At 63.3% G+C, this 19,079-nt stretch carries 16 protein-coding genes; all 16 read left to right on the forward strand.

Going from position 1 to position 19,079, the window contains the following annotated elements; all coding sequences use genetic code 11:
• Positions 1-114: 114 nt before the first annotated feature.
• The 16 genes from QRM89_RS21260 (at position 115) to QRM89_RS21335 (ending at position 18,867) form a co-directional block, all read left to right on the forward strand.
• A complete protein-coding gene (locus QRM89_RS21260) occupies positions 115-1,224 on the forward strand; it encodes a DegT/DnrJ/EryC1/StrS family aminotransferase (protein WP_285449105.1) in 1,110 nt (369 codons plus the stop codon).
• Positions 1,225-1,288: 64 nt separating this feature from the next.
• Positions 1,289-1,513, forward strand: coding sequence for an acyl carrier protein (locus tag QRM89_RS21265; RefSeq protein WP_042599037.1), 225 nt, complete (start codon positions 1,289-1,291; stop codon positions 1,511-1,513).
• A gap of 1 nt (position 1,514) precedes the next feature.
• Entirely contained in the window at positions 1,515-2,555 is a 1,041-nt protein-coding gene (locus tag QRM89_RS21270; protein WP_115577008.1) for a ketoacyl-ACP synthase III, read from the forward strand.
• Entirely contained in the window at positions 2,552-3,316 is a 765-nt protein-coding gene (locus tag QRM89_RS21275; RefSeq protein WP_115577007.1) for an SDR family oxidoreductase, read from the forward strand. The genes QRM89_RS21270 and QRM89_RS21275 overlap by 4 nt, the downstream gene beginning before the upstream one ends.
• Complete coding sequence (locus QRM89_RS21280) at positions 3,313-4,050, forward strand: SDR family oxidoreductase (RefSeq protein ID WP_285449110.1); 738 nt, start codon at positions 3,313-3,315, stop codon at positions 4,048-4,050. The genes QRM89_RS21275 and QRM89_RS21280 overlap by 4 nt, the downstream gene beginning before the upstream one ends.
• Complete coding sequence (locus QRM89_RS21285) at positions 4,047-4,691, forward strand: NeuD/PglB/VioB family sugar acetyltransferase (RefSeq protein WP_115577005.1); 645 nt, start codon at positions 4,047-4,049, stop codon at positions 4,689-4,691. The genes QRM89_RS21280 and QRM89_RS21285 overlap by 4 nt, the downstream gene beginning before the upstream one ends.
• Before the next feature lie 13 nt (positions 4,692-4,704).
• A complete protein-coding gene (locus tag QRM89_RS21290; protein WP_285449113.1) occupies positions 4,705-5,850 on the forward strand; it encodes an aromatic ring-hydroxylating dioxygenase subunit alpha in 1,146 nt (381 codons plus the stop codon).
• The gene (locus tag QRM89_RS21295) at positions 5,840-6,463 is read left to right on the forward strand and encodes a UDP-3-O-(3-hydroxymyristoyl)glucosamine N-acyltransferase (protein ID WP_114998351.1); all 624 of its coding nucleotides are present in this window, start codon (positions 5,840-5,842) and stop codon (positions 6,461-6,463) included. Before QRM89_RS21290 ends, QRM89_RS21295 begins: the two co-directional genes overlap by 11 nt.
• Before the next feature lie 14 nt (positions 6,464-6,477).
• Positions 6,478-7,695 (forward strand): FkbM family methyltransferase, encoded by a 1,218-nt coding sequence (locus QRM89_RS21300; RefSeq protein WP_114998349.1) that lies wholly within the window; start codon positions 6,478-6,480, stop codon positions 7,693-7,695.
• 27 nt (positions 7,696-7,722) lie between these two features.
• Positions 7,723-8,202, forward strand: a complete 480-nt coding sequence (locus tag QRM89_RS21305; RefSeq protein ID WP_147424126.1) for a hypothetical protein — start codon at positions 7,723-7,725, stop codon at positions 8,200-8,202.
• A 12-nt stretch (positions 8,203-8,214) separates the two neighbouring features.
• A complete protein-coding gene (locus QRM89_RS21310) occupies positions 8,215-10,137 on the forward strand; it encodes a hypothetical protein (RefSeq protein ID WP_285449118.1) in 1,923 nt (640 codons plus the stop codon).
• The gene (locus QRM89_RS21315) at positions 10,134-11,051 is read left to right on the forward strand and encodes a class I SAM-dependent methyltransferase (RefSeq protein WP_114998344.1); all 918 of its coding nucleotides are present in this window, start codon (positions 10,134-10,136) and stop codon (positions 11,049-11,051) included. The genes QRM89_RS21310 and QRM89_RS21315 overlap by 4 nt, the downstream gene beginning before the upstream one ends.
• Complete coding sequence (locus QRM89_RS21320) at positions 11,048-11,767, forward strand: acylneuraminate cytidylyltransferase family protein (protein WP_119959704.1); 720 nt, start codon at positions 11,048-11,050, stop codon at positions 11,765-11,767. Before QRM89_RS21315 ends, QRM89_RS21320 begins: the two co-directional genes overlap by 4 nt.
• Positions 11,764-12,969, forward strand: coding sequence for a polysaccharide pyruvyl transferase family protein (locus tag QRM89_RS21325; protein ID WP_114998339.1), 1,206 nt, complete (start codon positions 11,764-11,766; stop codon positions 12,967-12,969). The genes QRM89_RS21320 and QRM89_RS21325 overlap by 4 nt, the downstream gene beginning before the upstream one ends.
• A 15-nt stretch (positions 12,970-12,984) precedes the next feature.
• Positions 12,985-15,231 (forward strand): N-acetylneuraminate synthase family protein, encoded by a 2,247-nt coding sequence (locus QRM89_RS21330; RefSeq protein ID WP_285449122.1) that lies wholly within the window; start codon positions 12,985-12,987, stop codon positions 15,229-15,231.
• 84 nt (positions 15,232-15,315) lie between these two features.
• The gene (locus QRM89_RS21335; protein ID WP_285449123.1) at positions 15,316-18,867 is read left to right on the forward strand and encodes a glycosyltransferase; all 3,552 of its coding nucleotides are present in this window, start codon (positions 15,316-15,318) and stop codon (positions 18,865-18,867) included.
• Positions 18,868-19,079 lie beyond the last annotated feature (212 nt).

The following is a 19,079-nucleotide window of genomic DNA, read 5'->3' on the forward strand; positions in this document are numbered from 1 at the left end:
CGGACCCGGGGGGAGCCGGTTCCGCGTGGTGGCATGACGCTTGCTTCACCTGGATCAACCGCAGGCGGCCACGCCGCTGCGTCGGAATCCCGACATCCACCAACAGGGTCGTTGATGACTATTCCCGTCACCAGTCCGTTGCTGCCGCCGCTGGAAGAATTTCTGCCCTACCTGGAGCAGATCTGGTCCAGCCGCATCCTCAGCAACGGCGGTGAGATGCACCGCGCGCTCGAGCAGGCGCTGTGCGAGTACCTGGGGGTGCCACACCTGGCGCTGCTGACCAACGGCACCACCGCGTTGATCACCGCGCTGCAGGCCTTGCGCATCACCGGCGAAGTCATCACCACGCCCTACTCGTTCGTGGCCACCTGTCACTCGCTGCTGTGGAAAGGCATCACCCCGGTGTTCGTGGATATCGACCCGGTGACGCTCAACATGGACCCGTCCAAGATCGAGGCGGCCATCACCCCGAACACCACCGCGATCATGCCGGTGCATTGCTACGGCACCGCTTGCGATACCACTGCGATCACCCGCATCGCCGACATCTACAACCTCAAGGTGATCTACGACGCGGCGCATGCCTTCGGTGTACGCGACAGCGGTGGCTCGATCCTGCGCCACGGCGATCTGAGCGTGCTGAGCTTCCACGCCACCAAGGTGTTCAACACCTTCGAAGGCGGCGCGATCGTGTGCCCGGACGAACGCACCTACCAGCGCATCGGGCATCTGAAGAATTTTGGCTTCGTCGACGAAACCACCGTCGTTGCGCCCGGCATCAACGGCAAAATGAACGAGGTGAGCGCGGCCTTTGGCCTGCTGCAGCTCAAGCACGTAGACCAGGCGATCGCGCAGCGCGCCCAGATCGATGCGCAGTATCGGCAACGGCTGGACAACGTACGCGGTATCCGCTGCGTCGCGCGCCCTGCGCATTCCAGCGCCAATCACGCGTATTTCCCGGTGTTGGTGCAGGACGACTACCCGCTCTCGCGCGATGCCTTGTACCAGGTGCTGCGCGAACACCGCATTCTGGTGCGGCGCTATTTTTACCCGTTGATCAGCGACTTCCCGATGTACCGTGCCCTGCCCTCCGCGGCGCCCGCGTGGCTACCGGTGGCACGCTCGGTCGCCGACCAGGTGCTGTGCCTGCCGATCTTCCCTGGCCTGCACAGCGACCAGGTCGATACCATCGCAGACCTGATTGCCGCCCAACACCGCACATGAGCCACACTGGATGCCTGCCGGTTCCAGACTTTCGTATCTTCAACAGACAACCAGGCGAGACCGCATGAGCCACGCAACATTTATCGAGAATTTTCTTTCTGCCACCGACTTCCAGGAACCGGTCGAAGTCACGGTGGACACCGTGCTGCGCGATCTGCCGGAATGGGATTCGCTGGCTGCGCTGGGCGTGATCGTCATGTTCGATATGGAGTACGGCAAGACCATTACCGGCGAGGATCTGGCCAATGTGGTCACCGTCGGTGACCTCTACAACCTGACCGAGGCCTGAGATGCCCACTTCCACGCTGCACAACGTACGCTTTGCCGGCATGGCGACCTGCGTCCCGAAGCGCGTCGTGTCCAACCTCACCGACTGCCGCCCGCAGATCCGCTCCGAGCGTGAGCGGCTGGTGCGCAATATCGGCATCGAGACGCGGCGCATGGCGTCGGAGTGGCAGTGTTTCTCCGACATGGCCTTCGACGCGACAGAAGTCCTGCTGGAAAAACTGCAGTGGAAGCGTGAGGAGATTGACGCCCTGATCGTAGTGACGCAGTCGCCGGATTACCCGATCCCGGCCACCGCGATCATCCTGCAGGATCGTCTGGGCCTGACGCATGCGACGGTGGCCTTCGACGTCAACCTGGGCTGCTCGGCCTACCCGTTCGGCATCAACCTGCTCGGCTCGATGATCGCCGCCGGCGGCGTCAAGAAAGGCCTGCTGCTGGTCGGCGACCGCAGTGCGACGCTGGAAGACCCGATCTTTTCCGACTCCGGGACCGCAACTGCACTGGAATTCAGCGCCGACGCCCCCCCGATGTACTTCGACCTCAACAGCGATGGCAGTGGCTACAAAGCGATCATCCTGCCGGTAGGCGGGCAACGCGAACCGGTGGCAGTGCAGCACCTGATCCCGTTTCGCGAAGAGCCCAATGGTCCGTGGCGTCGTGGAGTGGACCTGATCCTCGATGGCGTGGCGGTGCTCAGCTTCTCGACCCAACGTATCCCGCCAGCCGTGCAAAAGTTGCTCGAGTATGCCGGCGCATCCAAGGACAAAGTCGACTATTTCGTGTTCCACCAGGCCAATCGGATGATCAACGAAACCATCCGCAAGAAGCTTGGCCTCCCAGTGGAAAAGGTGCCTTCCACGCTGCGCGATTTCGGCAACACCAGCGGCGCCTCGCTGCCGGTGACCATGACCGCGCGCATCAACAAGGAACTGGAATCAGGGCGCAAGCGCGTGCTGCTGTGTGGCTTCGGCATTGGCCTGTCGTGGGGCACCTGTCTGCTCGATATCGAAGAAGCCGTCTTTCCAGATCTCGTCGAATCGTGAGCATCGCTTCAGATCCCTTCTCTCTCGAAGGCAAGCGCATCCTTGTCACTGGCGCCTCCTCGGGCATCGGCCGCCAGATCGCTATTTCCTGCGCCGAACTGGGTGCCCAGTTGGCAATCAGCGGGCGCGACCGCGCGCGACTGGCGTCAACTCTGGCGGCGTTGCCGGGTGAGGGCCACATGGCAATCGCGGCAGACCTGGACCGGCAGGAAGACATCGATCGTCTTGTTGCCGAGGTCGGCGTGTTGGACGGGATGGCGCACGCGGCCGGGATCTCCCGGCTGGTGCCGCTGCGCTTGGTCAATCGGGCGCATCTGGACGACATCTTCTCCAGCAATACATTCGCACCGATGCTGCTGACACGCGGCCTGCTGGCAAAGAAGCGCATCGCCGCAAACGGCTCGCTGGTGTTCGTCGCGTCAGTCGCTTCGCACATCGGGCCGATGGCCAGCAGCGCGTACGCAGCCAGCAAGAGCGCCCTGCTCGGCATGGTGAGATCGCTGGGGCAAGAAGTCGCCAAGAACGGCATCCGTGCCAACTGTATCGCTCCGGGCTACGTACGCACGCCGTTGCTGGACGGCCTGCAGGGCAGCGGCGGCAACATGGAGGGACTGTTCGACCTGACACCGCTCGGCATGGGCGAGCCGGAGGATGTCGCCTATGCCGCCACATTCCTGCTGGCAGATGCGAGCCGCTGGATCACGCGCAACTATTTCGTCGTGGATGGCGGCCTTACCGTACCCATGGACATCTACGCATGAACACGCCGGCACGCAAGGCGTTTTCGCTCGAGGGCAAGACGATCCTGGTGACGGGAGCGTCCTCGGGTCTCGGCCGGCAGATCGCCATTGCCTGCGCGCAACGAGGCGCCCGCATCATCCTCGCCGGCCGCGACGCAGACCGCCTCGCGCAGACCCAGGCGCAGTTGCAGGGCACGGGCCATGTCGGCGTGCTCGGCGACCTGACCAATGCCGCCGATCGCGAGGCACTGGCTGCTGCGGCGGGTACAACGGTACATGGCGTGGTGCACTGTGCGGGCATGCAGAAGCACTGCCCGATCCGGCAGCTGACCGAAGCGGCGATGACCGAGATGTACACGGTCAATTTTCTCGCTCCGGTGATGCTGACGCAGCGCTTGCTGCAGGCAAATGCCATCGCCCCGCAGGGCTCGATCGTGCTCATGCTCTCCACTGCCGCGCACCTCGGCACGCGCGGCGTGGGGCCGTATTCGGCAATGAAGGCCGGTCTCATCGGCATCATCAAATGCCTGGCGCTGGAACAGGCCAAGCGCAGGATCCGGGTCAACGGCATTTCCCCGTCGGCTGTGGTCACGCCGATGTGGGGCGCCGACCAGCTTGAAGCGCAGAAGGCGCGGCATCCGCTGGGCTTAGGCGAGCCGCAAGACGTAGCCAACGCCGCGATCTACTTGCTGGCGGACGCCAGCCGCTGGGTCACCGGAACCAGTCTGGTCATGGATGGCGGCTCCATCCTATGACCCATCCGGTCTTGATCATCGGTGCTGGCGGATGGGGTCGTGAGGTCCTGGCGCAGATGCAGGGCGATCCGGCTTGCGGAACGCAGTGGCGTCCGGTGGGCTTTCTCGACACGCGCCCGCAGATGCTGGACGGTCTGGGCTGCGATCTGGCCATCATCGGCAGCCCGCTCACATATCAACCGCAGGACGAAGAACGCTTCGTCTGCGCGATCGGCGATCCGCATTCCCGCCAGCGCTATGCGCAGCCGTTGCTGGCGCAAGGCGCGCACTTCATCCCAATCCTCACCGGCGCCTTCCTGAGCCCGCGCGTGCGCATCGGCCAGGGCTGCTTCCTGTGCCATCGCGTACAGCTCAGCCCCGATGTGTGGTTGGGCGATTTCGCCAATGTGCATGCCAATACCATGCTCGGGCACGACGTCCATGTCGGTGACTACGCACAGATCGGGGCGATGACCTTCGTCGGCGGCGGCGCGCGGATCGGTGAGCGCGCCATCGTGCACCCGCACGCCACCATCCTACCCGGCATCCACATCGGCGACGGCGCAGTGGTCGGCGCCGGTGCGGTCGTGGTGAAGGACGTGCCAGCGGGCGCCAGCGTGTTCGGCAACCCGGCCCGGGTCATCTATCACAAGAATTCCTGAGGAAACCGCGCCGATGCGATCGCGAATGCACCCCAGCTACTACCTGTCCACGGACATCTTCGCACGCGAACAGCGCAAGATCTTCCGCAAGGTCTGGCTGTTTGCCGGCCTGAAGACGCTTGTGCCCGACAACAACTGCTTCATCACCCGCAGGCTCGCTGGCATTCCGGTGCTGATCCAGAACTTCCAGGGCCAGCTGCGCGCGTTCGAGAACGTCTGCCTGCACCGCAACGCGATGCTGCAGACCGCCGCGGTGGGAAAACGCCCTCTGGTCTGCCCTTATCATGCATGGAAGTACGACGCCGATGGCCGGGTTGAGAACATCCCCGAGTGCGCGGCGGTCTACGGCTTCGACGAGGAGGAAAAGCGCGGCCTGCAATTGCGGGAGTTCGCCTTGCGTGAGGTGGGAAACCTGCTGTTCGTCAACCTCGATCCCAAACCAATGCCAATCGAGGAGCAGTTTTCGACAGACTTCATCGCATTGCTGGAAAGTAGTTCCAACGCCTATGACACTGAGGTCATGGTGACTACCTGGCAAGGCCGCTACAACTGGAAGCTGGCCTATGAGAACCTGCGCGACGCGAACCATGCGCCGTTCGTTCACCCCAAGACCCTTGCCAAGAGCGTCAGCTTCGTTCCCCAGGTAAACGAGGAGCAAGCCGAGGAATCCATGCAAGCCTTGCAGGGCACATCGGCCGAAGCCTTGAGGTGCGAAATGCGTCGCTTCAGCTACGGTGGGGCTGAGGCGCCCATCCCCAAGCTTAAGCAATTAGGCTGGCACGAAAAAACGGAGCGCTGGGGCAAGCACGACGCCTACTTTAACTGGCTGGCCTTCCCGAATTTGCATATCGCCAGCGCCAACGGCGGCTATTCCTTCACGCTGGAAAACCACGTGCCTGTCGCACCGGACCGGACCGATCTGGAAATCTATTGGTTTAGCGCACGCAAGAAACAGCCTTATGGTTCTTCCAGCCAAGTGCTACTGGCACAGATGCACGGCAGCAAGGTGGTAGTGGGCGAAGACGTGGCAATCATGGAGCGGGTGCAGGCGGCATTGCACACAGACGCTCCCCTGCCCACCCAGGGCGCCTATGAATCCATGAGTCGTCTGGTCGAACGCTGGTACACGACGCTGATGGAGACCGAACATGAAATCTAGGTGGATCATCGGCCGCAGCGAATACCTTGACCTGGCCTTTCACGCCTGGAAGCAGGCGCGTCAGGACGAGACGGTCATCAGGATCGACGTGCCACAAGACGCAGAACACGAATTCGATCTTGGTGTGCTGGATGGACTAAATCCGACCGACGGGGCCATGTTCGTTGCGTTCGATGAACGCCTCGGCAACTTCAAGCGCATGGAGCTGATGCAAGTAGCGATGGAGCGTGGCTTCAAGCTGGAGCCCTTCATCCATTCCAGCGCCGCCATCGGCGCTGACACGGTCATCGGGCTCAACGCATTCGTGGGTGCCCATGCTGTCGTCGGACATGGTTGCAGGATCGACTACAACACCGTCATCCATGCCGGCGCGCACCTTGGACCGGCATGCCGCGTCAAATCGTCATGCTGGATAGAAAATGGTGTGCAAATCGGCGCGGGCGTCGAGATCGGCGCCAACAGCATCCTGCGGACCGGCGCCATCGTGCGCGGGGGCGTCAAGGTGGGACGAAGCTGCGAACTTGGCTGGCCGCGTGTCTACCGCGAAGATGTGCCTGCCAAGACCTACTTCGACGCTCGGTACGACAATCCAATCCATGCTTATGGAACCTAAGCCAGGGACCAATCATGCAAAGCGCTAGCCAGTTCAAACTAAACATCGACCCGCAGGCAGTGGAAGAAACGTTTCAGGTCGCCGCCGAGGGCCTGACTGGTGATTCGATGTTCGGTATTCCCGATGACGTTCGCGACCTCATTGCCAAATTTGGCGACGAAGTCAAGGTGATCGTCTTAGGGACCCGGGGGTTCGGCGCGCACTTGCTGAACCTGAAGCAGGACCGCCACTGCAATGTGGTCGCTTCGGTGGACGACTTCCGCTATCACTCCGGTGCGCTGTATTACGGCACCCCCATCATCTCGACGGACAAGTTCATCGAACTCGCTAAGTCTGGCGACATCATCGCCCTCAACACCTGTCGATATGATGGACCCAAGCGATTTTTTGACCATATCTGTAGGCAGCATGAGATTGCTCATATCAACTTTGAACAGGCCGTTCGCGCTTTCAGTCTGCAGGGGCGTGTAGATTTCCGGGTAGACGACTGGGGACTGGAAATTGTGCGCAACGTTTCCAGGTTTCAGCGCCTGGCAAAACGCTTTTCCGATGCCTACTCGGCACAAACCCTGTTCTCTGTCCTCAACTTCCACCTCACCTGCGACCCCGAGTACTACCACGAAATCGAACGCCCCTACAGCACCTTGTACTTCCGCTCCGGCCTGCTTCAATTTGGCAGCGGGGAAAAGATGGTTGATTGCGGCGCATCAATCGGCGAGTCGCTTGCAGGCCTGATTGGTGTCACCAAAGGTCAATTCTCGCGCTCGTGGTTGATTGAGCCCGATCGGATTAACATCGGCACACTTCAGAACGTATTACGTCGCTACGAAGGCACACCGCTCGCGTCCAGAATCAGTTTGCACGGCTGCGGCGTAGGCGAGACACAAGGCAGAGTTCCATTCAACCACGAGGGCGGCCACGGCGGCTTCGTCAAGCCTTCGAGTGAGGCTTGCGAACCGGCAGACATGATCGACATATGCTGCATCGACGATGTCATCGATGATGCACCCACCTTCATCAAAATGGACATAGAGGGATCGGAACTTTCGGCACTGAAAGGCGCGCAGAGTGCGATTGTTCAGTGCAAGCCAAAGATGGCGATCTCCGCCTATCACAGGGCGGCCGACCTGCTGGATTTAAGCGATTTTGCCCTATCTCTGAACCCGGATTACAGGATCGGCCTGCGCCATCACACCCCGGATCGCTGGGATACCTGCCTGTATTTTTACTGACGCTCTGCCATGAAGATGAGCGGATCGATGACTGACCCGAGCAAATTCTTTATGTTCAACTCGGCCCTTATGCAATATTTTGAAACATCGGACTTCGTGAAAAGCAAAGGGTCATCACAAGGCGCCATCACAGGCCAGAACATCGGAAATGGCTACATCTTCTATGACTTTCTGAGGGCGCCGTTCGGTCACTCGGTGAAGCTCAACCATATTTACAACGAAGTAGAAGCACAGTGCTCTGATCCACTTGCCGAGAAGATCAACGCACAATATTCACGTGTTGTCTGGGCCATAAAGGACGCAATCCGGGAGGTTTTCTCAGGCCCGGCTACAGTCGCCGCCGCGCCTGGGAAAGGCGGTACGAGCGTCACAGCCATCTTCTCTATGCAATGCTCGAGCCTTGACCTGGGCACTGTCCGTCGCGTGCGCACCGCGCGCCCTCACCACATCGTGCCGCGCCAGCCGGACACCGCTCCGGGCGACCTGATCGCGGCGTCGCTGAACTGAGCCGTGGTCGCCATGCGCATCGCCTGCATCCCCGATTTGCTGCATCCATCACGTGCGACGTCCGATGGCATCTTCGATCTGGTCCGCGAGCCGATACGGCAAGGCTGCGCGATCGACATCGGCCATGCACCCGGCAGCAAAAAGCTGCATGGCCTGTCGCCAGCATTCGACCATGCACGGTTCCATGCGCTTGCTGCCCAAGGAAAGCGCCTGACCCCAGATGCTCTGTGGGCCATCACCTATTGCCGGATGCCGTTAGATGCGTTGGACTACCTGTTTTCGAATCTACCTGACGAGCTGCTCGTGCTGTCGTACGACATGCCGACCTGGCTGCGCGAAGCCTGCGTCGAGCGCGGCACCGCTTTCCTGGATCTGCGCTACTCGCCGCTGCGCTTCGGCCGGGATCTCTATTTCGCGCTGGACACGTCGGCAAGCCCGCTGCGCCAACGCATCGTCGCCCACGCGGTACCCGACGAGGAACTGCGGCTGGAGGCGGCCTTGCTGGGCGCGAATCTACGCGCGCATCGCAGCCGGCTGCAGGAGGGCAAACGACACATCTTCGATCTCGACGGCACGCTCATCTTCGTCACCCAGCCGGAGGCGGACACTGCGCTGCTTGCCGAGGATGGCCGTTTTTTGCACGCCGGCGATTTCATCCAGCGCCTGGATGCGCTGCGGGAACAGCGCAGGCTGCTGTGCATGGTGGACTACTCCGACGCGCACTCCGCCCAGGCCGGAGAGCGTACGCGGGCACGTTTGTCCTCGTTGCTGGGCGTGCAGGTTCGCCCCTGCCCACAGAGCGCCTACCAGCTCCTCAGCGCGCATGACGATCTCGAACTTGTCGGCATCTCGGCACCGCTGCTTCAGGAGGCAGCGTGGTTCGACAAGGTCGCACACACCTTGGCGCGGCCTTTTACGCCCTTGGCAACGGCGCAAGGCAACGGCGGCTACCTGCAGGTGCACTTCGAGGAGCTCCTTGCTCCGGCGTTCTGGCACGCGGTGCTCACGCCCGCTGCCCCTGCGCCACGGGTGGCCAGGCTAAGGTCCATCGACAGGCATCATGCGCGCGAGACGTTCGATGCCTGGGGTGAACATGAGAAGGCGCTCAACTGGGAGCGCTCCCTGCCCTGGCGCGCGTTCGAGCGCTCCGGTGGCATCGTGCAGCGGCGGCGCATCGCTGCACTGGAACAAGCCCAGGTCGCGGTGGCGCCCAGCGCTCAGCCCGCGCCGGCCAGCGGAATGCGTGGACGTATCCAGCGCATGAAAGACAGCAAGGCCGGACAGACCGCCTACATCCTGGGCAACGCGCCGTCGCTGCAGGACCTGGACATCGATGCGCTGATGGCGCGCGAGTCGTTTTGGTGCAACCGCGCCTTCGAACTGGAGGCGCAGGGCTTCGCGTTCCGCCCGGCGTACTACCTGATGCGTGACGCGATCAACTTCCAGACCTGGGCCGAGCGGGTGATGGGTATCCAGGCCGGGATCAAATTCTTCGGCAAGGAAGCCTATGCGCTGATCGAGAAGCATTGGCCTGAGGAACTCGCCCGCCAGGACATCGTTGCACTGGAGGTCAGCCAAACGCCTGGGGGGTGCATGTTCGATGACCCTGCGCACTTCTCCCATGACCCATCACTGATGCTCTACTCCGGCTATACGGTCGTACTCGATGCGATCCAGTTGGCCTTCTACATGGGATTCTCGCGGGTATTGGTCGGCGGCGTAGACCTAGATTATTCGCAACCCTACTTTCATGGCGGTACGCACAACCGCAGGCAGGAGGACATGGACACGCTTACCGACTACATGCGCCGTTCCTTCGTCGTGGCCAGGCGCCACTTCGAGAACGACGGGCGCCTGCTGGCAAAGATCACACCCTCGCCGCATCTGGCGCTGGAGTTGGTGGACGCGCCCGACGTCAGGCGGCAGTGCACATGAGCGCGGACACTCACGCGCCGCTCCGGCCGCTCGCCGCCGAGCTGGAGGCGCTGGGAATCCTCGCGCGCGAACGGCTACGCCCGTTCTACCCGCGCGTGCGCGACCGCGACGACATCACGGTGCTGCGCGACCCGCTCAGCGAGGTGATCGTCCTGTCCAGCAGCGAGCACATGTCGCTGGACTACTACGCGGCCAAGCCCGAACGCACCGGTCACGCGGTGGATGGCCGCCAAGTGGAGACTCCGCGTCTGGAGGACAACATCCGCCGCACCGAGAGGTTCGGCGCTCTGTTGCGCAACCGCCGCTGGCTGGATTTCGGCTGCGGGCTGGGTGGCATGCTGGATGAGTTCGCCGGGCAGGCAGCGCTGGCCGTGGGCCTGGAACCCAACCGCCAGCGCGCCGCGATCACCGCAGCCAAAGGCCACGCGGTGGTCGGCGACCTGGACGAGATCGGCGCGGGTTCGCTGGACATCATCAGCATGTTCCATGTGCTGGAACACCTAACCGAGCCCTCGCGCACGTTGGCGCGGCTGCGCAGCACGCTCAAGCCCGGCGGCACCCTGCTGATCGAGGTGCCGCATGCGCGCGACGCCCTGCTCACCCTGTACGACTGCGAGCCGTTCAAGGCCTTCACGTTCTGGAGCGAGCACTTGGTCCTGCATACACGGCAGAGCCTCAGGTTGCTGCTGGAGGGCGCGGGCTTTGCGCAGGTGGAAATCAGCGGGCAGCAGCGCTACCCCGTCTCCAATCACCTGCATTGGCTCAGCAAGCAGGCGCCCGGCGGCCACCAAGCGTGGGCGTTCCTCGACGCGGACGGGCTGCACGCGCAATACGAGGCGGCATTGGCGCGGATCGACCGCACGGACACGCTGATTGCCACGGCACGGGTGCCATCGGCACGGGATACAGCATGAGCGCGCGTATCGTGGCGGTGTTGCCGGCGCGCGGCGGCTCAAAGGGCATCGCGCGCAAGAATCTGGTCCCGCTCGGCGGTAAGCCTCTGCTCGCGTGGACCATCAACGCGGCACTCGAATCGGGTGTCGTGGACCGGGTGGTGGTTTCCACCGACGACCTAGAGATCGGCGAGACGGCGCGTCGATTTGGCGCGGAAACCCCGTTCGTACGCCCGCCCGAGCTGGCCGGCGACGACGTACATGCCGTGCACGTCGTCCTGCACGCCCTGCGCTGGCTCGAGGAACACCAGCAGTGCGCTCCGCAAGGGGTGATGATGCTGTTGCCCACCAGCCCGCTGCGGAGTGCCGAGGACGTGCGACAGGTCGTGCGCTTGTTCGATCGACAACAAGCCGAAGCAGTGATCAGCGTCGCCGACCTGGGCAAGTACATGACCAACCTACGCTACCTGGACCAGGAGCGGCTGGAGATGGTGGATCCGGCCCAGAACCGCAACGCGCAACGCCAAGGCCTACGCAAGCTGTATGGCGTCAACGGCTCGCTTTTCCTGGCCCGGCCGGACGCGCTACGGCGCGCCGGCAGCTTCCATATCGAAGGCGCATTGGGCTATGTGATGGATAGCCTGCGCTCGGTAGACATCAACAGCCAGGCAGACCTGGTCTTGGCGCGGCGACTGCTCGCATCCTGGCCTGCTTCCGACGGCGATATCGTCACATGACCCTGCACGCGCTCAAAACTCACTGCCAGCCGCCCGTATTCCCCACCATGCTGACCAGCGGCCGCGCCGGCGCCAAGCGCCTGCTGCACATCGGCGTGCATAACTCGGCCAACCGCAACGCCGGCGACACGCTGTTGTTCCCCGTCGTGCGGCACGCCTTCGATAGCCTGATCGGCCCGTTCGACTGGGAACTGCGTCAGGCCTGGCAGGCCTTCGACCTGGAGGACGCACAGCGCGCCAACCGCGACTTCGACGGCGTGGTGATCGGCGGCGGCGGCCTGTTGCTGCGCGACCAGGCTGGCAGCGACGTGTCACGCAGCGGCTGGCAATGGAACAGCTCGGTGGAGGCAGTGCAGGCGCTGCGCGTGCCGTTGATCGTGTTCGCTATCGGCTACAACCGCTTCCGTGGGCAGCCAGACTTCGACGTGGTGTTTACCGACCATCTGCGCGCCGTCGCCGAGCGGGCCCCGTTCTTCGGCCTGCGCAACAGCGGGTCCATGCAGGCCCTGCAACGCTACCTGCCTGACGCGCAGGCCGCGCGCCTGCGTCGCCAGTATTGCCCGACCAACGTGCTGTGGCAGCTCTACCCTGAGCACCGCCGCGCGGCGCAACAACACGATGCCCGGCAGAGCCGTGTGCTGGCCTTCAACGCTGCGTTCGACCGCGCCGGCCACCGGTTCGGCGACGCGCAACACTCCCTGCTGGCACGCGTCGCCCACGCTGTGCGCAGCGCCCAGGACCGCGGCTGGCGTATCGTCAACGTGGCCCACAAGAGCGCGGACCGCGAGATCGAGCCGTATCTGGACGCCGCAGAGGTGGACTACGACACCGAGGACCTGACCGATGCCGGTCCGGATGCGGTGATGGCGTTCTACGCGCGAGTGGACTTGGCCTTCGGCATGCGCGGGCACGCGCAGATGATCCCGTTCGGCCTGCGCCGCCCGATTCTGTCGCTGATCAGTCACGACAAGATGCGTTTCCTGTTAGAGGACATCCAGCGCCCGGCATGGGGTGTGGAGGTCGACGACGAAGCGCTGCAGGACAAGCTGGCACGCATATTGCACCGCCTGGAGACCGACCGCGCCGCCGTGCATGCCGACATCGCCGTCAGCCAGCAGGCCGTGTGGGAGGAAACCCGAGGCAACCTCGACTGGATCGACCACGCCTTGCTGCACGCCGGTGGCAACGCCGCCACCCGATAGGATTCCATCACCCGCATGCGCATCACCCGAGACCTCGCCAAACTCGTCGTGTTTTCCGAGGACAGCCTGATTGCCGCGCTCAACAAGATGAGCGGCAACACGCAGCGGCTGATCTTCGCCGTGTCCGAGAGCGGCGTTCTGGAAGGTGTGCTCACTGATGGCGACCTGCGCCGTTGGCTGACCCAGACCGCGCAGATCGATCTGAACGCGCCGGTGTCGCTGGTGATGAACCGGCGCTTTGTCGCCGCGGCCGACACCGATGCGCCCGATACCATCCGTGCCCTGCTCAGCCACAAGGTGCTGGCAGTCCCGCTGCTAGACCTCAATCAGCGCATCAAGGCGGTGGCGCTATCGGGCAAGGTACGCCTGGAGCTGGAAGGGCGACTGGTGGACGAGGACGCGCCGACCTTCGTCATCGCCGAGATTGGGAACAACCACCAGGGTGATCTGGCAACGGCACTGCGGTTGATCGACGCCGCCGCCGACGCCGGCGCCTATTGCGCCAAATTCCAGATGCGCGACCTGCAGACGCTTTACCGCAACGCAGGCGACAGCAACGATGCCAGCGCCGACCTGGGCTCGCAATACACGCTAGACCTGCTCAGCCGCTTTCAGCTCACTGACAGCGACCTGTTCCGTGCATTCGACCATTGTCGTGCACGTGGCATGGTGCCGCTGTGCACCCCTTGGGATCACACCAGCCTGAGCAAACTCGAGCACTACGGCTTACCAGGCTACAAGGTTGCGTCGGCCGATTTCACCAATCACGAATTAATCGAGGCAATCGCTGCCAGCGGTAAGCCGATGATCTGTTCGACCGGCATGTGCACCGAAGCGGAGATCCTGGATGGGGTGCGCCACCTGCATAGTGTCGGCGCAAACTTCGTACTGCTGCATTGCAATTCCACCTACCCTGCTCCGTTCAAAGACGTCAATCTGCACTATCTGCGACATTTGAAGGAGATCAGCGGGGGGCTGGTGGGCTACTCCGGCCATGAGCGCGACATCCATGTTGCAGTGGCTGCCGTGGCGTTGGGTGCCAAGGTCATCGAAAAGCACTTCACCCTGGACAGGGAGCAAGAAGGTAACGATCACAAGGTCAGCCTGCTGCCAAGCGAATTTTCGCGCATGGTGGAGGGAATCAGGCAGGTGGAACAGGCGCTCGGCACGCACAACCCGCGTCAGGTATCGCAAGGTGAGTTGATGAACCGCGAGACGCTGGCCAAGAGTTTGGTCGCCGCCTGTGACATCCCCGCCGGCATCGTGGTGACCGCCGAGATGGTACAGATCCGCAGCCCCGGCCAGGGACTGCAGCCCAATCGTAAGCACGAGCTGCTTGGCCGCAGCCTGTCAACAGCGAAGAAGTCGGGGGAGTGCTTCTTTCCCAGCGATCTTGGCGAAGGCACCACCAGCACGCGCGAATACTCCTTCGCCTTGCCGTGGGGCGTGCCGGTGCGTTACCACGACCTGCACGCGATCAGGGCCCAATCGAACATGGACCTTCTGGAGATCCATCTCAGCTATAAAGACTTGGAACTGGACTTCCGTCCTTTGCTCACTGCACCGATGGATCTGGGCCTAGTCGTGCACGCCCCGGAACTATTTGCGGGCGACCACACGCTGGACCTATGTTCGCCTGATGACGCGTATCGCCAGCGCTCCGTGCGTGAAATGCAGCGCGTCATCGAGCTCGCCCGCCAACTAACGCCCTATTTCAAACGTACCGCTCGCCCGCTCATCGTTACCAACGTCGGCGGCTTTAGCCGGTCCGGACATTGTCCTGCCGATGCATTGAGCACATTGTACGCGCAGCTGGAACTGAGCTTGGCGCAACTGGACACGAGCGGAGTCGAGATCCTCCCGCAGACAATGCCACCTTTTCCCTGGCATTTCGGTGGGCAGCAATTCCATAACATCTTCGTCGATGCGGACTCCACGACCGCGTTCTGCAAGAAGCATGAAATGCGCATCTGCCTGGACGTATCCCATTCCAAACTCGCCTGCAATCATCGCGGCGAATCGTTTGCAGCGTTTGTGCGCACGGTCGCCCCGTATGTCGCGCATATGCATCTGGCTGATGCCAGAGGTGTGGATGGCGAAGGTCTCCAGATCGGAGATGGCGAAGTGGATTGGCGAGAATTCCTGACAATCGCTCGCAGTCTCCCGCACAAGCCGAGCTTCATCCCGGAGGTGTGGCAGGGTCACAAGAACGGCAGCGAAGGCGCTTGGAAAGCGCTAAATCGCCTTCAAGCCATGATGTAAGAGCTGCTGACTGCCTGCGTCTCTCGTTTGTTTTGCGCAATTAAGCGCTCAACGCACCCATATTTTCTAGCTGCTCATTGGCCCATGATGCACCACCCCGAAGATCGCTCCGACACCCGTGCTCTTGTCAGCATCGTGATGCCCGCCTACAAGCTGCGCTATCTCGATCAGGCACTTCAGAGCGTAGTTCAACAGTCCTATCCCATGCTGGAGTTGATCGTCTGCGACGACAGTGTGGATGCGCTGATCGAGCAATGCGTCGCGCGGCACGCTTTGGAATGCTCTTTCCCGATCCGTTATTTCCGCAATCCAGCTCGCCTGGGCGAACTCGGCAGCAAGATCAAAGCGATTGCGCTGGCCCAGGGCGAATACATCAAGTTCCTGCACGACGACGACGTGTTGCAGCCAGACTGCGTGGCGCAGCTGGTAGAAGCGATCGAGCGCAATCCAGGCACGGTGATGGCGTCGTCGCGGCGGCGGCGGATCGATGACGACGATCAGGTGCTGCCGGACATCCTGGCTACCTGTTTTCCGTTTGCCGAAGACGTGTTGATCGATGGGCCGGATCTGGTGTCGTTTTTGGCCGACCACACCATCAACTTCATCGGAGAGCCCAGCTGCGTGCTGTGCCGCCGCGCCGATGTGCTGGCGCTTGGCGCCGAACTGATGTCGTTGAACGGCAAGGTGATTCATTGGGTGGGCGACCTGGCGCTCTACGTCAAGCTGCTGCGCCGGGGCAACCTAGCCTTTCTGGCGAACCCGCTCACGCACTTTCGGGTGTCGAACGCGCAGTTCAGCCAGGCGGGCCGCGACCAGCCGGGCATTGGCGACCAAGGCCATGAGGATTTCCGACAAGGCCTCCGCCAGCTCGGTTGGCGGCGCGAGACCGGCGACAACCGGCTGGTGCGGGTGGCACCGCTCAACCCCGACAAGGCCCGGGTGTTCAAGTCCATCGATGTGCTGGATGCGCTGGTGCAAAGCGGTGGTCTGGCCGAGAACGTGACCGCGCCGACCTGGTTGGCCGTGCGCCAGCCCAGCGCCGTGCAGCGCGCCTTGATGCAGGCGCGCCTGGATGCGCATGACGGTGGCCCGCGTATTGCGGTGGTGGTCGTCGATGCCGCCGGCGATGCGGCCCAGATCGAAACTACGTTGGCCAGCCTTGCGGCGGTGGAGCTGTACGCCAATCTGCAGACCTGGGTGGTCAGCAGTGCCGCGGCACAGGTCGCCGCGCATGGCGCCAATGGCGTGTTGATCGATGCGCAGGGCCTGGTGCCTGCACTCAACCGCGCGGTTGCCGCGCAACAGGCGGCGGACTGGGTGCTGGTGGCCGAAGCCGGCAGCCGGTTCACGCCCACCGGGCTGCTGATGCTGGCATTGCGGATGAGCGAGACGCCCGACACCTGCCAGGCGATCTACGCCGATGAGGGAGTTGCACTGGAGCAGAACCAGCTTGGCCTGGTGCTGCGGCCTGCGCTGTTCCTGGACGCGTTGTTGAGTACGCCGGGCACGCTCTCGCGGCATTGGCTGTTCCGCCGCAGCACGCTATTGGCCGATGGCGGTTTTCCGACCGATGCCGGCACCGCGTTCGAGCTGAGAGCCCAATTGCGCCTGGTTGAGCGCGACGGGCTGGCCAGCGTCGCGCATGTGGCCGAGCCGCTGTTGATCGCCGCACCGTCCATGCTGCACACGCAGGAAGACGAGCACGCCGCGATCGCTGCGCACCTGCAAGCGCGCGGCTACGTGGATGCAGTCGCACACCATCAGGGCCTGGGCCGCTATGCGGTGGATTACGGGCATGCGCAGCAGCCGCTGGTCAGCATTCTGGTGCGCGTGGATGGCCGCCTGGCGCAGGTGCAACGCTGCCTGGAAAGCATCCTGGCCAACACCGATTACCCGCATTACCAGTTGCTGCTGCTCGACCATGCCAACACCGACCCGGCCACCTGCGATTGGCTGGCCGGCATCGCGCAGCTGCAGATCCAGCAGATCCAGGTGCTGCGCTTCGCCCGCGCACTGAGTGCCGAGGCCGTCTGCAACGCGGCGGCGGGTCAGGCGCAGGGTGATCTGCTGCTCTGGCTGGATGCCGGTGCGGCCGTGATGAAACCGGATTGGCTGCGCCAACTGCTCAACCATGCGCTGCGCCCGGAAGTGGGCGCCGTCGCCGGCAAGCTGCTGCGCGGCGACGGCACCGTGCACCACGCCGGCCTGCTGCTGGGCCTGGGCGCGCCGGTGGGCCGCGCGTTTGCCGGCAGCGCCTTCGACGAGCCCGGCTATCTGCATCGATTGCAGGTGGACCAGAATTACACCGCACTCGGCGGCGAGTGCCTGATGCTGCCGCGTCAACTGTTTCTGGATGCGGGCGGCTTCGCAGAGGAGCCGGCATTGGCGCAGTGGAGTGCGGCCGATCTATGCCTGCGCCTGCACCAGGCCGGCTACCTCAACGTCTTTGCGCCACGCGCGCAGTTGTTGATCGACCCTGCGGAGATCGCGCCGGCCACCGCGCTGGACGAAGAAGCAATGTATGCACGCTGGTTGCCGCTGCTGGCGCACGACCCCGCGTACAACCCCGGGTTCTCGCTGGACACCGGAACCGGCTTCCGGTTGGCCGACCCGCGCGCGAGCTGGCGCCCGCTGGAAGCGTGGCGGCCGCTGCCCACGGTGATGGCGCTGCCGGCCGACTTCGAGGGCTGCGGCCATTACCGGGTGATCCAGCCGCTGAAGGCGCTGCGCGACGCCGGCATGGTGGACGCGGTGATGTTCAACGGCCATCTGACCATTGCCGAGCTGACGCGTCAGGATCCCGACGTCATCGTGCTGCAGCGCCAGGTGGGTGAAGCGCGTCTGGAAGCGATGCGGCGGATGAAAGCATTGTCGCGCGCGTTCAAGGTCTATGAGCTCGACGACTACCTGCCCAACCTGCCACTGAAGAACGCGCACCGCGCGCACATGCCCAAGGACATCCTCAAGACGGTGCGCCGCGGGTTGAGCTTCGTGGACCGCTTCGTGGTCTCCACGCCCGCGCTGGCCGAGGCGTTTGCCGGGCTGCATGGCGATATCCGCGTGGTCGAGAACCGGTTGCCGGCGCACTGGTGGGATGCCCTGCCGGAGCGCACGGTGCGCAAGGGCGGCAAGCCCCGCATCGGCTGGGCCGGCGGCGCCAGCCACACCGGCGATCTGGAACTGATCGCCGATGTGGTGAAGGAACTCGCTGGCGAGGTCGAATGGGTCTTCCTGGGCATGTATCCGTTCGCGCTGCGCGAGTACATCCACCAGTTCCAGCCGGGCGTGCCGATTGATCACTACCCGGCGGCCCTGGCCGCGTTGGACCTGGATATCGCGCTGGCCCCGGTGGAGCAGAACCTGTTCAACGAGTGCAAGAGCAACCTGCGCCTGCTCGAATACGGGGCGTGCGGTTACCCGGTGATCGCCAGCGACGTGCGCTGCTACCGCGGCGATCTGCCCGTTACGCTGGTCAAAAACCGTTACCGCGACTGGATCGGCGCGATCCGTGAGCACCTGGCCGACCCGGCTGCTGCAGCGGCAAAGGGCGCGGCATTGCGTGAAGTGGTTCGCCGCGACTGGATGTTGACCGGCAGCAATCTCGATCGCTGGCGTGAGGCATGGTTACCGGATTAGCTGGTCCAGGACGTGGGTGCATGCACTACTGTTAGGACACGTTGTCATCGAAACCAAGCCCGCCGACTCAATCAGCTCACGGTCGCAGAGATATCGAGTCGTGGCGTCGTTTAGCTACAGTCAAGTGAGTAGATCAAAAGCCTGACTGGTCGAGCGCGCGGTGCCCTCGCCGCTCGCGGGACACGCCGTGAACCCGTCCCTGGGGGCTCGGT

Source organism: Xanthomonas sp. LMC-A-07 (assembly GCF_030208825.1).
GTDB classification, from domain to species: Bacteria; Pseudomonadota; Gammaproteobacteria; order Xanthomonadales; family Xanthomonadaceae; genus Xanthomonas; species Xanthomonas campestris.

Coding starts and splice junctions, on each gene's coding strand:
- QRM89_RS21335 (WP_285449123.1), top strand. CDS start 15,316: ATGATGCACCACCCCGAAGATCGCTCCGACACCCGTGCTCTTGTCAGC.
- QRM89_RS21270 (WP_115577008.1), top strand. CDS start 1,515: ATGCCCACTTCCACGCTGCACAACGTACGCTTTGCCGGCATGGCGACC.
- QRM89_RS21300 (WP_114998349.1), top strand. CDS start 6,478: ATGCAAAGCGCTAGCCAGTTCAAACTAAACATCGACCCGCAGGCAGTG.
- QRM89_RS21265 (WP_042599037.1), top strand. CDS start 1,289: ATGAGCCACGCAACATTTATCGAGAATTTTCTTTCTGCCACCGACTTC.
- QRM89_RS21330 (WP_285449122.1), top strand. CDS start 12,985: ATGCGCATCACCCGAGACCTCGCCAAACTCGTCGTGTTTTCCGAGGAC.
- QRM89_RS21320 (WP_119959704.1), top strand. CDS start 11,048: ATGAGCGCGCGTATCGTGGCGGTGTTGCCGGCGCGCGGCGGCTCAAAG.
- QRM89_RS21260 (WP_285449105.1), top strand. CDS start 115: ATGACTATTCCCGTCACCAGTCCGTTGCTGCCGCCGCTGGAAGAATTT.
- QRM89_RS21325 (WP_114998339.1), top strand. CDS start 11,764: ATGACCCTGCACGCGCTCAAAACTCACTGCCAGCCGCCCGTATTCCCC.
- QRM89_RS21295 (WP_114998351.1), top strand. CDS start 5,840: ATGAAATCTAGGTGGATCATCGGCCGCAGCGAATACCTTGACCTGGCC.
- QRM89_RS21310 (WP_285449118.1), top strand. CDS start 8,215: ATGCGCATCGCCTGCATCCCCGATTTGCTGCATCCATCACGTGCGACG.
- QRM89_RS21285 (WP_115577005.1), top strand. CDS start 4,047: ATGACCCATCCGGTCTTGATCATCGGTGCTGGCGGATGGGGTCGTGAG.
- QRM89_RS21290 (WP_285449113.1), top strand. CDS start 4,705: ATGCGATCGCGAATGCACCCCAGCTACTACCTGTCCACGGACATCTTC.
- QRM89_RS21305 (WP_147424126.1), top strand. CDS start 7,723: ATGACTGACCCGAGCAAATTCTTTATGTTCAACTCGGCCCTTATGCAA.
- QRM89_RS21280 (WP_285449110.1), top strand. CDS start 3,313: ATGAACACGCCGGCACGCAAGGCGTTTTCGCTCGAGGGCAAGACGATC.
- QRM89_RS21315 (WP_114998344.1), top strand. CDS start 10,134: ATGAGCGCGGACACTCACGCGCCGCTCCGGCCGCTCGCCGCCGAGCTG.